General features: G+C 71.1%; 13 protein-coding genes. 10 read left to right on the top strand and 3 right to left on the bottom strand.

Annotated elements, in window-relative coordinates; genetic code table 11:
- Positions 1 to 173: 173 nt before the first annotated feature.
- Positions 174 to 806 (bottom strand): YgjV family protein, encoded by a 633-nt coding sequence (locus tag ACPCJR_RS17410; RefSeq protein ID WP_391512878.1) that lies wholly within the window; start codon positions 804 to 806, stop codon positions 174 to 176.
- A 316-nt stretch (positions 807 to 1,122) separates the two neighbouring features.
- On the opposite strand from ACPCJR_RS17410, the gene ACPCJR_RS17415 reads away from it, so the two are divergent.
- Genes ACPCJR_RS17415 through ACPCJR_RS17430 form a run of 4 tightly spaced genes read left to right on the top strand, consistent with a single transcriptional unit; the run spans position 1,123 to position 6,449 of the window.
- Positions 1,123 to 1,434, top strand: a complete 312-nt coding sequence (locus ACPCJR_RS17415; RefSeq protein WP_391512876.1) for a hypothetical protein — start codon at positions 1,123 to 1,125, stop codon at positions 1,432 to 1,434.
- Positions 1,431 to 2,066 (top strand): TetR/AcrR family transcriptional regulator, encoded by a 636-nt coding sequence (locus tag ACPCJR_RS17420; protein ID WP_391512874.1) that lies wholly within the window; start codon positions 1,431 to 1,433, stop codon positions 2,064 to 2,066. The genes ACPCJR_RS17415 and ACPCJR_RS17420 overlap by 4 nt, the downstream gene beginning before the upstream one ends.
- On the top strand, positions 2,063 to 3,295 hold the full coding sequence (locus ACPCJR_RS17425; RefSeq protein ID WP_391512872.1) for an efflux RND transporter periplasmic adaptor subunit: 1,233 nt from the start codon (positions 2,063 to 2,065) through the stop codon (positions 3,293 to 3,295). The genes ACPCJR_RS17420 and ACPCJR_RS17425 overlap by 4 nt, the downstream gene beginning before the upstream one ends.
- Before the next feature lie 55 nt (positions 3,296 to 3,350).
- Positions 3,351 to 6,449 (top strand): efflux RND transporter permease subunit, encoded by a 3,099-nt coding sequence (locus ACPCJR_RS17430; RefSeq protein ID WP_391512870.1) that lies wholly within the window; start codon positions 3,351 to 3,353, stop codon positions 6,447 to 6,449.
- Between the two features lie 177 nt (positions 6,450 to 6,626).
- Here ACPCJR_RS17430 and hrcA read toward each other — a convergent pair whose 3' ends face one another.
- Positions 6,627 to 7,712, bottom strand: coding sequence for a heat-inducible transcriptional repressor HrcA (hrcA, locus tag ACPCJR_RS17435; RefSeq protein WP_391512868.1), 1,086 nt, complete (start codon positions 7,710 to 7,712; stop codon positions 6,627 to 6,629).
- A gap of 304 nt (positions 7,713 to 8,016) precedes the next feature.
- Between hrcA and ACPCJR_RS17440 the strand changes: the two genes are divergently transcribed.
- The 4 genes from ACPCJR_RS17440 to hemW all read left to right on the top strand — a co-directional run bounded on the left by ACPCJR_RS17440 (position 8,017) and on the right by hemW (position 11,094).
- Positions 8,017 to 8,301 carry a hypothetical protein gene (locus ACPCJR_RS17440; protein WP_391512866.1) on the top strand — a complete coding sequence of 95 codons (285 nt, stop codon included), beginning with the start codon at positions 8,017 to 8,019 and terminating at the stop codon, positions 8,299 to 8,301.
- A gap of 128 nt (positions 8,302 to 8,429) precedes the next feature.
- On the top strand, positions 8,430 to 9,143 hold the full coding sequence (rph, locus tag ACPCJR_RS17445; RefSeq protein WP_391512864.1) for a ribonuclease PH: 714 nt from the start codon (positions 8,430 to 8,432) through the stop codon (positions 9,141 to 9,143).
- A complete protein-coding gene (rdgB, locus tag ACPCJR_RS17450; protein ID WP_391512862.1) occupies positions 9,140 to 9,775 on the top strand; it encodes an RdgB/HAM1 family non-canonical purine NTP pyrophosphatase in 636 nt (211 codons plus the stop codon). The genes rph and rdgB overlap by 4 nt, the downstream gene beginning before the upstream one ends.
- Before the next feature lie 140 nt (positions 9,776 to 9,915).
- Positions 9,916 to 11,094, top strand: a complete 1,179-nt coding sequence (gene hemW, locus ACPCJR_RS17455; RefSeq protein ID WP_391512860.1) for a radical SAM family heme chaperone HemW — start codon at positions 9,916 to 9,918, stop codon at positions 11,092 to 11,094.
- A gap of 4 nt (positions 11,095 to 11,098) precedes the next feature.
- Here the strand turns inward: hemW and ACPCJR_RS17460 are convergent, their stop codons facing one another.
- Entirely contained in the window at positions 11,099 to 12,301 is a 1,203-nt protein-coding gene (locus ACPCJR_RS17460; RefSeq protein ID WP_391512858.1) for a penicillin-binding protein activator, read from the bottom strand.
- A 122-nt stretch (positions 12,302 to 12,423) separates the two neighbouring features.
- Between ACPCJR_RS17460 and rsmI the strand changes: the two genes are divergently transcribed.
- Positions 12,424 to 13,374, top strand: coding sequence for a 16S rRNA (cytidine(1402)-2'-O)-methyltransferase (rsmI, locus tag ACPCJR_RS17465; RefSeq protein ID WP_391512857.1), 951 nt, complete (start codon positions 12,424 to 12,426; stop codon positions 13,372 to 13,374).
- On the top strand, positions 13,355 to 13,744 hold the full coding sequence (locus ACPCJR_RS17470) for a YraN family protein (RefSeq protein WP_391512856.1): 390 nt from the start codon (positions 13,355 to 13,357) through the stop codon (positions 13,742 to 13,744). Before rsmI ends, ACPCJR_RS17470 begins: the two co-directional genes overlap by 20 nt.
- The last annotated feature ends 16 nt before the right edge of the window (positions 13,745 to 13,760 follow it).

Below are 13,760 nucleotides of genomic sequence, written 5' to 3' on the forward strand. Positions count from 1 at the left end.
CCGTCTCATCCGGCCTCCGTTCGATCGCTTCGGTCTCTTCCGTCGTCCTTGCGAGGCTCAGCGGAAGCAATCCAGGGCTCCGCATTGTCCGGACGGGTCGCGCTCCGGGTCGCATCGGCTCCGCCTCGCGATGACGGTGGGGGAAAGGCCGAGGCGATCAAACCGAAACGATATCAGATCGCGTCCCGGAGCGGTCCGACACGCTCCGCATCGTCCGGCAAATGTTCGGCCTCCGCCGCGACGAGCGCCGGCTCGCTGACCCGCGCGGGTCCGCCGCGCAGCAGCGCCACCAGCAGCGCCGAGATCGTGAGCACGTCGCAGGTCAGGCCGAAGACCGAGCCGACCAGCGTGTTGTGGATCATCCAGCACGACGACGCGCCCAGGAAGAACCGGCGCATGCATTGGGCATCGCCCTGAAGCCGTGCGGCGGTGGCGAACAGGGCGCCGAGCCCGGCGCAGGCCGAGGGCCATCCGTTCCAGGTCGCGAGCGTGAGACAGGCGGCGACGAGGCTGCTGCCGACGAAGAGCGGCACCACCCAGGCCGCGCGGGCATCCGTGCCGATCCACCGGGCGGCAACGAGGCTCTGCATCACCGAGATCAGGCACATCGCCGTCCCGGTCGTTGCGCCGAGTTGCAGGTAATGCAGCGCGAAGCTGGCCGAGCACGCCGCTGCCGTCAGGAGGATCGCACTGCGGCTCGGCATCATGCCGGAGGCAAAGCCGAGGCAGAGCCCCAGGCTTCCGAACAGGTCGAGGTGTTCACGCGCGGCATGCCACGCGAGGGCGATGAAATCTGCGGCGATCATGGCGAGTGTCTCGAACGGCGCGTCTGATGCTGTGTCTCGGAGCCGTTCCGGAGCGCTTGTTCTTGATGTTCGCTCTCGCAAGATCATTGTGTGCTTGCGAAAGCAGTGATTTCCGAGCGTTCGGCTGCGCCCGTCTTGGCGACTGCGCTATTCCTGCTTGGTAACCGGATCGTTAATGCGGCGGGAAGCGTGCGCGGGCGTGGCAGGACTGCCGCACCTGTGGAGCGGCAGCTCTCCCGAGGCTCGGTGAGAATGAACGTTCATTGACATGAGAATGAACGTTCACTATCAGCATCCCGAGCGTAGGAGTTCGCGTATGAGCCTGTCCCACGGATCCGCCGGTTTCCTCTCCCGGTCCTTCGATCACGCGATGGACGCGGATGGCCGGGACGGTTTCAGCCCACTGCGCCTGCTCCGGGCCGTCTGCACGCCGGCGAACCTCTTGCTCTGCGCCGTCGTGGCGTTCGGCTGGTTCGCCCTGATCGGCTGGACCGGCGCCGGGCCGGACGGCTTCCAGGCGCGGCTCTGCGCCGATCTCGACCTGCAGCCCCGCGCCTGCGCCGCGGTGCCGTCCGTGAGCGAGGCGGGCCGCGCCGCCGGGACCGACAGCGTGAGAAACGCGTCGTGAGCGCCGCCGTCGGCGCCGTCATCGATGCCCGCAGCGGACAGGCGGTGCGGCGCGAGCATATCCTCGACGCGGCGGAGGCCTGCTTCGTCCGCAACGGCTTCCACCGCACCACCATGCAGGATCTCGCCCGCGAGGCTTCGATGAGCCCGGGCAACATCTACCGCTACTTCGATTCCAAGGAAGCCGTCGTCCTCGGTCTGGCCGAGCGCGACCGTGAGCGCGGCGCGGTCCTCGTCGAGGCGATGGAGCGGGCCGGCGACCGGCGCGGCGCGCTGATGGGCATCCTCAGCCGCTTCTTCATCGAGATCAGCCGCGAGGCCGCGGTGCTGCGCCTCGACCTGTGGGTGGAAGCCACCCGCAACCCCGCCATCGCCGACCTCGTCGAGCGGGGCGACGAGGAGGGCCGGGTCTGGCTGACCGGGATGTTCGAGGCGCTCAAGACCTCGCCGGACTGCGATCCCGCCGCCCTGTTCGACGCAATCGCGCCACTGATGAAGGGCATGATCGTCAGCCGGGCGCTCATTCCCGGCTACGACGCCCGTCCCGCCGTCGCTCAGCTCCAGGCGCTGATCGCGGCGGGGCTTTCGGGCGCGCTCGCCCTCCCCCCTGCCGACAAGGAAGCCGGCCGATGACTCGGACCCTGGCCGTTCCGGCCCTGGTGCTCACCGCCCTGAGCCTCGGTCCCGCATGGGCCGAAACGGCGCAGGCTCCGGCCAAGACCGCGCCCGCTCCGATCGTCAGCGTGGTCGAGGCCGAGCGCCGCGAGATCGTGGAGAGCGTCGTCGTCACCGGCACGCTGGTCCCGCGCGACGAGATCCTGGTCACGCCCGAGATCGACGGCTACCGGCTCGTCGAGTTGCTGGTCGAGGAGGGCATGCGCGTCGAGAAGGGACAGGTGCTCGCGCGCCTCTCGCGTGACCTGATCGAGCGGCAGATCGCTCAGCAGAACGCCCTGATCGACAAGGCCGGCGCCGCCGTCCCGCAGGCGCAGAGCAACATCGAGCAGGCCGAGGCCGCCGAACTCGAAGCGCGCCTCGCCTATGATCGCGCCAAGCAGCTGATTCAGACCGGCAACACCACGGCCGTCATCATGGAGAGCCGCACAGCGGCGCTGCGCCAGGCGGAAGGCAAGCTGGCCTTCGCCCGCAACGGCCTCGCCATGGCCAGGGCCGAGCTGGCCCAGGCCCGGGCCGTGCGCGACGAACTCGACCTGCGGCTCGCCCGCACCGAGATCCGCGCGCCCGAGGCCGGCATCGTCAACCGCCGCACGGCCCGGATCGGCATGGCGACCTCCTCCTCGGCGGAACCGCTGTTCCGGCTGATCGCCCGGGGCGAGATCGAGCTGGAAGCCGAGGTGATCGAGACCAAGCTGCCGCTGCTGCGCGAGGGCGCGCCGGCCTATATCGAGATCGGCGAGGGCGAGCGGGTTGGCGGGAGCGTCCGCGCGGTCTACCCGGAAGTCGACCGGGCGAGCCGCCTCGGCAAGGTCCGCGTGCGCCTCGATCCCGATGCGCGCCTGCGCATCGGCACCTTCGCCCGCGGCGCGGTCGAACTCGCCCGTACCCGCGGCGTCACCGTGCCCCAGGCCTCCGTCCTCTACGGCGGCGGCAAGCGCAGCTCCGTGCTCGTCGTGGCCGAGGACCGGGTCGAGGCCCGCGAGGTGCGCACCGGCCTGTCCGACGACGACGACATCGAGATTCGCGCCGGCCTGACCGAGGGCGAACGGGTCGTGGCCCGCGCGGGCAGCTTCCTGCGCGACGGCGACCGTGTCCGCCCGGTCGCCGCCGCCACGATCCGCTCGCCGGCCGCGGTCTCGGCCGCACCCTCGCCGAACGCCACCGCCGACGCCGGCCTGCGCTGACCGCTCTCCGCCGCGCGGCGGGGCCACGCTCGAACCTCACTGACGGGTTGCGCGAATGCGCCTGAACATCTCCGCCTGGGCGATCCGCAATCCGATCGCGCCCATCGTCCTCTTCCTCGTGCTGATGGTGCTCGGCCTCGTCAGCTTCCGGGGGCTGGCCGTCACGCGCATGCCGAACGTGGACGTGCCGATCGTCTCGGTCTCGATCACGCAGAGCGGCGCCGCCCCGTCCGAATTGCAGACCCAGGTCACGAAATGGGTCGAGGATTCGATCGCGGGCGTGCGCGGGGTCAAGCACATCACCTCGGCGATCACCGAGGGCTCGTCCGTCACCACGGTCGAGTTCCGGCTGGAGGTGAACACCGACCGCGCCGTCAACGACGTCAAGGATGCGATCTCGAAGATCCGCATCAACCTGCCGCGCACGATCGACGAGCCGGTCATCCAGCGCGTCGAGATCACCGGCCTGCCGATCCTGATCTACGGCGTCACCTCGCCCGCGATGACGCCCGCAGAATTGTCCTGGTTCGTCGAAGACAAGGTCGCCCGGACGCTCCAGGGCGTGAAGGGCGTCGGCGGCGTCGAGCGGGTCGGTGGCGTCGCCCGCGAGATCCGCATCACTCCCCTGCCCGACCGGCTGCTGGCGCTCGGCATCACCGCGGCCGACGTGAACCGGCAGGTGCGCGTCACCTCCGCCGACATGGCGGGCGGGCGCGGCGAGGTCGGCGGGCGCGAGCAATCGATCCGCACGCTGGCGGCCTCGCGCACCATCCGCGACCTCAAGGCCACCTCCATCGTCCTGCCCGGCGGCCGCAAGGTGCGCCTGGACGACCTCGCCACCGTCGAGGACGCGATCGAGGAGCCGCGCACCTTCGCCCGCTTCAACGGCGAGCCGGTCGTCGCCTTCTCGGTCTCGCGCGGCTCGGGCGCCAGCGATGCCGAGGTCGCCGCGGGCGTCGAGAAGAAGATCGCCGAGTTCAGCCAGGGCTATCCCGAGATCCGTTTCGAGACCATCGACTCCTCGGTCGCGGCCACGCTCGGCAGCTACGATTCGGCCATGCACACGCTGATCGAGGGCGCCGCGCTCGCCGTCCTCGTGGTGTTCCTTTTCTTACGCGACTGGCGTGCCACGCTGATCGCGGCGGTGGCGCTGCCGCTCTCGGTGCTGCCGACCTTCTGGGCGATGGACGCGCTCGGCTTCACGCTCAACGGCATCAGCCTGCTCGCGATCACGCTCGTGACTGGCATCCTCGTCGACGACGCCATCGTCGAGATCGAGAACGTCGTGCGCCACATGCGGATGGACAAATCGCCCTACCGCGCCTCGATCGAGGGGGCCGACGAGATCGGGCTCGCGGTCATCGCCATCACCGCGACGCTCATCGCCGTCTTCGCCCCCGTCTCCTTCATGGGCGGCATCGCCGGCCGCTATTTCATCCAGTTCGGGCTCACCATCGCCGTCTCGGTGTTCATGTCCCTGCTGGTGGCGCGGCTGATCACGCCGCTGCTCGCGGCGTACTTCCTGCGCGACCACGGGCACGCGGAGGAGCGGGAAGGCCCGATCATGCGCGCCTACGGCCGGCTGGTGGGCTGGTCGGTGCGCCACAAGTGGATCACGCTGTTCGTAGGGCTCGCGCTGTTTGCCGGCTCGCTCGCCTCCACCCGGCTCCTGCCCTCGGGCTTCATTCCGAAGCAGGACAACGCGCGCACGCTGTTCATGATCGAGCTGGCGCCCGGCGCCAGGCTCGCCGACACCGTCGCCGTCTCCGACCGCGTGGTCGAGCGCATCCGCGCCCTGCCCGAAGTCACCTCGGTCTTCGTGGATGGCGGCCGTCAGGCCGGCGGCAAGAAGGAGACGCGGCTCGCCACGCTCATCGTCAACCTCAGCCCCAAGAGCCAGCGCGACAAGCGGCAATGGACGATCGAGACCGAGATCGCCGGCCTGCTGGCGCAGGAGCCCGACATCCGCTCCTGGAACCTGCGCGAGAACGGCCAGCGCGACCTCGCCCTCGTGGTCGGCGGACCCGATGTCGAGGTGGTGACGGAGGTCGCCGCCCGGCTCCAGCGCGACATGGCCGCGATCCCGCACCTCGTCTCGGTGATGTCCACCGCCCCCCTCAACCGCACCGAGGTCCGTATCCGCCCCAAGGAGGGCGCGGCGGCCGACCTCGGCGTCTCCACCGACGTGATCGCGGAAACGGTGCGGGTCGGCACGATCGGCGACATCGGCATCAACCTCGCCAAGTTCAACGCCAAGGATCGGCAGGTCCCGATCCGCGTGCAGCTGCCCGAGAGCGCCCGCGGCGCGATCTCGCGGCTCGAGAACCTGAAGGTGCCGGCCAAGAACGGCACGGCGGTGCCGCTCGCCTCGGTGGCCGACATCGAACTCGACCAGGGCCCGGGCGCCATCGAACGCTACGACCGCGTGGTGCGTGTGGCGGTAGAGGCCAACATGGAAGGGTCGGACGCACTCGGCTCGCTGATCGAGCAGGCGCTCGCCACCCCGACCGCGAAAAACCTGCCGCCGGGCGTGACCATCCGCCAGACGGGTGACGCCGAGATCATGCAGGAGGTCTTCTCCGGCTTCCTCATGGCGATGGGCGCCGGCATCATGATGGTCTACGCCGTGCTGGTGCTGCTGTTCGGCTCGTTCCTCCAGCCGCTCACCATCCTGTTCTCGCTGCCGCTCTCCATCGGCGGGGCAATCCTCGGCCTCCTGATCTTCAAGATGCCGATCTCGATGCCGGTCGTCATCGGCATCCTGATGCTGATGGGTCTGGTGACGAAGAACGCGATCATGCTCGTTGACTTCGCGGTCGAGGAGATGCGCGCGGGCGTCGATCGCGTCACGGCCATCGTCGATGCCGGCCGCAAGCGCGCGCGCCCCATCGTCATGACCACCATCGCCATGGCCGCCGGCATGGTGCCCTCCGCGATGGCGCTCGGGATCGGCGGCGAGTTCCGCGCGCCCATGGCGGTGGCGGTGATCGCCGGCCTGATCGTCTCGACCCTGCTCTCGCTGGTCTTCGTGCCGGCGGTGTTCCTGCTGATGGACAGCTTCGGCAGCCTGCTCGGGCGCGGCCTCGGGCGCTTCGTCGGACCGCGCGACGAGGCCGAGGACGGCCTTGCCCCCGCCCCGGCGGCTCACGGTTAGGGGTAGTCTCGCACCCAGCCGGCAGCCGCCTTCGCAAAATGGTCCGGATCATTCGCGGTCCGTCATCGCGAGGCGGAGCCGAAGCGATCCAGCGCTCCGACTTGTCCGAATGGGTCGCGGCCCTGGATCGCTTCGCATCCGCTCGCGATGACGGCGGAGGGTCGGCGCGGAACAACCCTATCGCGGCCGGTCGAGCAGCCCCGAGACCACGCGGGCGGTGTAGTCGACCATCGGCACGATGCGGGCGTAGTTGAGCCGCGTCGGGCCGATCACGCCGACGACGCCGACGATCTTCTGCGCGCCGTCGCGGAACGGCGCGGCGATCATCGAGGAGCCGGAGAGCGAGAACAGCTTGTTCTCCGAGCCGATGAAGATGCGCACGCCGTCGCCCTGCTCGGCCCGCGCGAGCAGCTCGATCACGTCCTTCTGCGTCTCCAAATCGTTGAACAGCAGGCGGATGCGTTCGAGATCCTCCGCCGCGCGCAGGTCGTCGAGCAGGTTGGCTTGGCCCCGCACGATGAGCTGGCGCGCCTCGGACGGGCCGACGGTGGTGGCGAGCCCCGCATCGACCAGCCGCTCGGTCAGCGCGTCGAGCTCCCGCTTCATGGCTTTGCGCCCGGCCTCGATGTCGGCGCGCAGGGAATCGAGCGTCCGGCCGCGCAGCCGGGCGTTGAGGAAGTTCGAGGCCTCCTGCAAGGCCCCCGCCGGCAGGCCCGGCGGCAGATCGACCAGCCGGTTCTCCACCGTGCCGTCGACGGAGACGAGCACGACGAGGGCGCGGTGGGCATCGAGCCGCACGAACTCCACGTGCTTAAGGCCCGCATCGACCTTGGTGGTCAGCACCACGCCCGCCCCGCGCGAGATGCCCGACAGCAGCGAGGACGCCTCGGCCAGCGCCGAATCGAAGGTGTGGCGCGAGGCCGCCGCCTGCATCTGCGCCTCGATCCGCGCCTTCTCGGCAAGATCGACATCACCGATCTCCATCATCGCATCGACGAAGAAGCGCAGGCCCATCTCCGTGGGCAGGCGCCCGGCCGAGGTATGCGGCGCGAAGATCAGCCCGGAATGCTCCAGATCCGCCATCACGTTGCGGATCGAGGCCGGCGACAGGCTCATCGGCAGGATGCGCGCGAGGTTGCGCGACCCGACCGGCTCACCGGTGGTGACGTAGCTCTCGACGATCTGTCGGAAAATCTCCCGGGCCCGCTCGTTGAGCGCGGAGAGGGCCTGCGGCGGCGTGGCGGGCTGGAAGGTCTCGGACAAGGGAACAGAACCTGACGGGCGGAGAGGGAAGCCTCGCAAGACGAACGATCACCGGCAGCCTTCCCTCTGGCCGAAGCGGTGCGACGGACGTCTCGTGAGAGACACTTAGGGGGCTCGGGCGCCGCCGATCAATCCTTCGGGCCCGCAACCCTTCCAGCCCGCGACGTTCGGCGCCCGATTTCCGCGAACGTCGAGCGAATGGCCCGCGGGCGGGATCAATCCGGCTCCCGGGACCGTTAGCAGGCAAGGGCCAAGGTCCCGATCCGGCCCTTTTCCAAGCATCCGACGACAAGGAGCCTCACAAGTGCTGACAGGCGTACGCAAGTCTCTGGTCAAGGTCGCCGCGCTGGCGATCGCCGTGACCGGCCTCGGCCTCGTCGCGGCGCCCCGCGCCGTCGAGGCTGCCCCGCTCCCGATGGCCGCCGGCACGGCGGCGCCGGCCAGCGACATGGTCGAGCAGGCGCAGTACCGGCACCACCGCCATATGCGCCGCCACTATCGCCATCGCCGGCACATGCACCGCCACCACCACTTCCGCGGACCGCGCCATCATCACCGCCATTACGGGCATCACCGCCGCTGGCGCTGAGCCCCGGTCCGCGAAGAGGCCGCCGTCGCAAGACGGCGGCCTTTTTCGTGGGCCGCTCCGGCGGTTGCCGCGGACGGCGACAGCGCCTAAGAGCGCGGGCTTCGATCTCGACACGGAGCTTGTCACGGATGCGTCCCTCGAAGCGCGCGCCCGACGCGATGCGCGACGTCACGCTGGAGCGGGCGGTGGCCCGCTACGCGGAAGGCTCCTGCCTCGTCTCCTTCGGCAACACCCGCGTGCTCTGCACCGCCTCGCTTGAGGAGCGCGGTCCCCCGTGGCTGCGCGGCTCCGGCAAGGGCTGGGTGACGGCCGAATACGCCATGCTGCCCCGCGCCACCCACGAGCGCACCCGCCGGGAGGTCAATTCCGGCAAGCCCTCGGGCCGCACCCAGGAGATCCAGCGGCTGATCGGCCGTTCGCTGCGCGCCGTCACCAACCTGCCCGCCCTCGGCGAGCGTCAGATCACGGTCGATTGTGACGTGCTCCAGGCCGATGGCGGCACCCGCACGGCCTCGATCACCGGCGCCTGGGTGGCGCTGCACGATTGCCTCGCCTGGATGCGCGCGCGCTCGATCATCTCGGTCGATCCGCTCAAGGACCACGTCGCGGCGGTCTCCTGCGGCATCTACAAGGGCACCGCCGTGCTCGACCTCGACTACGCCGAGGATTCGGCCGCCGAGACCGACGCGAACTTCGTCATCACCGGCAGGGGCGGAATCGTCGAGGTGCAGGGCACCGCCGAGATGGAGCCCTTCTCCGAGGCGCAGTTCATCGAGCTGCTCGGCCTTGCCAAGGGCGGCATCGCCGGCCTCGTCGACTTGCAGCGGAAGGCCATCGCGTGAGCGATCATCGCATCCTGTCGGGCAAGGTCGTCATCGCGACCCACAACGCCGGCAAGCTCGTGGAGATGCGCGAGCTGCTGGCGCCCTTCGGCGTCGAGGCGGTCTCGGCCGGCGAACTCGGTCTCCCTGAGCCCGACGAGACCGGTACGATGTTCTCGGAGAACGCGGCGATCAAGGCGCTCGCTGCCGCGAAAGCCTCGGGCCTCCCGGCCTTCGCCGACGATTCCGGGCTTTGCGTCGATGCGCTCGACGGGGCGCCGGGCCTGTTCTCCGCCCGCTGGGCCGGCCCGGACAAGGACTTTTCCGGTGCCATGGCCCGGATCGCGGCGGAGCTCGACTCGCGCGGCGCGACCGACCGGCGGGCGCATTTCGTCTCCGCCCTCGTGCTCGCTTGGCCCGACGGCCATACCGAGCTGTTCGAGGGCCGCGTCTTCGGTGACCTCGTCGCGCCCCGCGGCAGCCTGGGCTTCGGCTACGATCCGATGTTCCGCCCCGAGGGGATGGACCGCACCTTCGGCGAGATCTCGTCCGAGGAGAAGCACGGGGTCGACTGGCAGAGTGGCAACGCCCTCTCGCACCGGGCGCGGGCCTTCGTCCAGCTCGCGAAGGCCTGCCTGCGCCGGCCGGGCTGAGCTTTCGCTCGGCCTTCGGCGTGCCTACATCGGTACGATCAAACCGCCCTCCGGCTCCATCCGATTCGCCATCCTCACCCTGAGGACGTGGGATGGGCCCGTGATCGGCCCGAACGGGTCGAGGAACGCTCAGCAAGCCGATGCCCGCCGCGACACCGCTCGACCACCCGACCCGCGACGCCGGGTTCGGGGTCTACCTGCACTGGCCGTTCTGCGCCGCGAAGTGCCCCTATTGCGACTTCAACAGCCACGTCCGCCATGCGGGCGTGGACCAGCCGCGCTTCCTCGCCGCCTTCCGGCAGGAGATCGCCCACGCCGCCGCGCTCGCGCCGGGCCGGACGGTGACCAGCATCTTCCTCGGCGGCGGCACGCCCTCGCTGATGGCGCCCGAGACCGTGGCCGGCCTGCTCGACGCGGTGGCCGGCGCCTGGGCCGTGGCGCCCGACGCCGAGGTGACGCTGGAGGCCAACCCGACCAGCGTGGAGGCGACGCGCTTTCGCGACTACCGGGCGGCCGGGGTGAACCGCGTCTCCCTGGGCGTCCAGGCTCTCGACGACGGCGACCTCAAACGGCTCGGCCGGCTGCACAGCGTGGCGGAAGCGCTTGCGGCCGTCCGCACGGCGGCGACGCATTTCGAGCGCTTCTCCTTCGACCTGATCTACGCCCGGCCGGACCAGACGCCGGACGCCTGGGCCGCCGAACTTCGGCAGGCCATCGACCACGCGGCGGAGCACCTCTCCCTCTACCAACTCACCATCGAGCCGGGCACGCCCTTCTTCGGTCTCGCCCGCGCCGGTCGCCTCGTGCCGCCGGACGACGAGGCGGCGCGTGTGCTCTACGACGTGACGCAGGAGATCTGCGGGGCGGCGGGTCTGCCGGCCTACGAGATCTCGAACCACGCGCGGCCCGGCGCGCAGTCGCGCCACAACCTGCTCTACTGGCGGTACGGCGAATATGCCGGCATCGGCCCCGGGGCCCACGGCCGCCTCGTCCGGCCGGAGGGACGGCTCGGCACGCGGACCGAGAAGGCGCCGGAGGACTGGCTCGCCCGGGTCGAGCGCGACGGCCACGGCATCGTCGAGATGGAAGCGCTCGCGCCCGAGGATCAGGGCGACGAGTTCCTGATGATGGGCCTGCGCCTCTCCGAAGGGATCGACCCGGCCCGCTACGCGGCGCTCAAGGGTCGTCCGCTCGATGCCGCGCGGCTCGACGCGCTCGTCGATGACGGGCTCGTGGCCCGCCTGCCCGATGGACGCATCGCCGCCACTGCGCGCGGGGCGCCGGTGCTCAACGCGGTGGTGGCGGAACTCGCGGCCTGAGCGCTCAAATTCCAGATGGCCCCAGCACCTTCGGCGCCGGACTCACCACGTTCGCCGCGTTGTTGCGGATCTCGTAGACCGCGAGCGTGCGCTCGCCGAGGCCGTCGGCCCGGAAGCGGAAGGTGCCCTCCAGGCCGGAGAAGCCGGCCGGGTTGGTCAGCGTCGTGTCGGCGAAGCGCTGCGTGCCGTACTGGCGCGACAGCGCGGCGGTGAGAGCGACCGCGTCGTAGCCCAGTGCGGCCGCCCGCGGCGGCACCGTTCCGAAGCGGGCCTGATAGCGTCTCGCGAAGCCTGAGAAGCCGGCGGCGTCCGGCGCGGCGAACCAGCCGCCCTGGAAGGCCGGCTGGGAGAGCACCCGCGGGTCGTTCCACAGGGCGAGCCCGAGCGGACGGACCCGCGCGGGCGAGAAGCCGACCCGCGCCAGGGCCGGTGCCACGGCCGCCAGACCCTCGGGCGTGTCGGGCATGAACAGCGCGTCCGCCTGCGCGGACGACCCCGCGATCACGCCCCGCAGGCGATCGATCGCGGGGCCGGGATTGCCGGGGGCGTAGCGCTCCATGGCCACCAGCCGGGCGCCGCGCCGGGCCACCGCCTCGCGGAATTGCGCCTCGACGGCGTTGCCGTAGGTCGATTCGGGGATCAGCGCGGCGAAGGAGCGGCGCCCGCCCGCCGTCGCCTCGTCGACGATGCGGTCGACCTCCGATTGCGGCAGGAAGCTGATGAGGTAGACGCCGCGCGCCGCCACCGCCGCATCGGTGGAGAAGGCGATGACCGGCTTGCCCGCGCCCCGGGCGACGGAGCCGGCCGCCTGGACGTTGGCCGCGAAGAGCGGGCCGAGCACCACCTCGGCGCCCTCGGCGAAGGCGGCCTGCACCGCCTCGCGCGCACCCTCGGGGCTGCCGCGGTCGTCCTTGACGAGGATCTGCAGGTTCGGCTTCTGGAAGTCGTCGTAGGCGAGTTCGGCCGCGTTGCGCAGGGCCGCGCCCACCGCCGCCCCCTGCCCGCTCAGGGGCACGACCAGCGCGACCTTCACGGAGCCGGTGCCGATCGTCGGCCCCGCACCCGCCACGGGCGCCGCCGGAGCCTCGGCGGGCAAAGCCTCGGCCCGGGGCCGCGGCGCATCCGGAACGCCGATGCAGGCGGAGAGCCCCGCACAGAGGAGGGCGGCCCCGGTCAGGCCCGCCGAACGTCCGCCGCGTCGCGCCATCGCGACCCCCTCCCGCAAAGCGCAATCCAGGGTGACGATGCGGAGGGCTCTGCGAAAAGTAAATGTGAGGCCAAGCCTTTCCCCGGTCCGCAAACACGCGCGGGCGTGGCATTGTCGCGGGGATGACACAGCGACTCGACAAGCGCCCCGAAGGGACACCCCGCGGCCCCGCCACCTTCACGGCCTTCGGCCTCGCGGCGGAGGCCGAACGGCTAGCGCCGGGCCTCTACGTGGTGGCGACCCCGATCGGAAACCTTCGCGACGTCACCTTCCGCGCCCTGGCGACCCTCGCCGCCGCCGACGCGGTTCTGGCCGAGGATACCCGCGTCACCCGCACGCTGCTGATGCATTACGGGATCACGACGCCGCTGCTCTCCTATCACGAGCACTCGAACGAGGCCGTGCGCGAGCGGATGGTGATGCGGCTCAAGGCGGGGGAGACCCTGGCGCTCGTCTCCGATGCCGGCACGCCGCTGGTCTCCGATCCCGGCTTCAAGCTCGTCCAGGCGGCCATCGCCGCGGGCATCGCCGTGACGCCGATTCCCGGCCCCTCGGCGGTGATGACGGCCATCGTCGCCGCCGGCCTGCCCACCGACCGCTTCTTCTTCGAGGGCTTCCTGCCGCAGAAATCCGGCGCCCGGCGGGCCCGCCTGGAGGCGCTGGCGGCGATCCCCGGCACGCTGGTGGTGTTCGAGTCCCCCCATCGCCTTCCCGAGATGCTGGCGGATGCCGCCGAAGTGCTCGGGGGCGAGCGGCCCGCCGCGGTCGCGCGCGAACTGACCAAGCTCTACGAAACCATCCGCCGCGACAGCCTCGGCGGTCTCGCCGCGGCCTTCGCGCAGGAGGGGCCGCCCAAGGGCGAGGTCGTGGTGGTGATCGGGACCGCGCCCGAGGATGCGGTGGCACGGGAGGCCGATGCCGGGCTGGACGCGCGCATCGAGGCGGCGCTCGCCCGCCACTCGATCAAGGATGCCGCCGCACTCGTCGCCGACGAGACCGGCCAGCCCAAGCGGGTCGTCTATGCCCGCGCCCTCGCGCTCGCCCGCCGCGCGGATGAAGACCCCTCCGCCTGATCCGGCGCATCGGCGCCGGGCTACCCATGGCCGCGGCCTCTCGGCCGAGACGCTGGCCCTGCTGGCGCTGATGCTGAAGGGCTATCGCCCGCTGGCGCGGCGCTTCGCGGCGGCCGGCGGCGAGATCGACTTGATCGTCCGGCGCGGGCGCACGGTCGCCTTCGTGGAGGTGAAGGCGCGCCCCACCTTCGAGGCTGCCGCCGTGGCCATCGATGCCCACAAGCGCGCGCGGATGTCCCGGGCCGCGCGCGCATGGCTCGCGCGCCGGCCGCTTGCGGCGGACCTCACGTTGCGGGCGGATGCGGTGTTCGTGGCGCCGCGGCGCTGGCCGCGCCACCTGCCGAACGCCTTCGAACTCGAAGGCTTCTGACGCCGTGCAGGTTCGG

Origin of the sequence: Methylobacterium sp. NPDC097929 (genome assembly GCF_049543375.1) — a bacterium.
Taxonomy (GTDB): domain Bacteria; phylum Pseudomonadota; class Alphaproteobacteria; order Rhizobiales; family Beijerinckiaceae; genus Methylobacterium.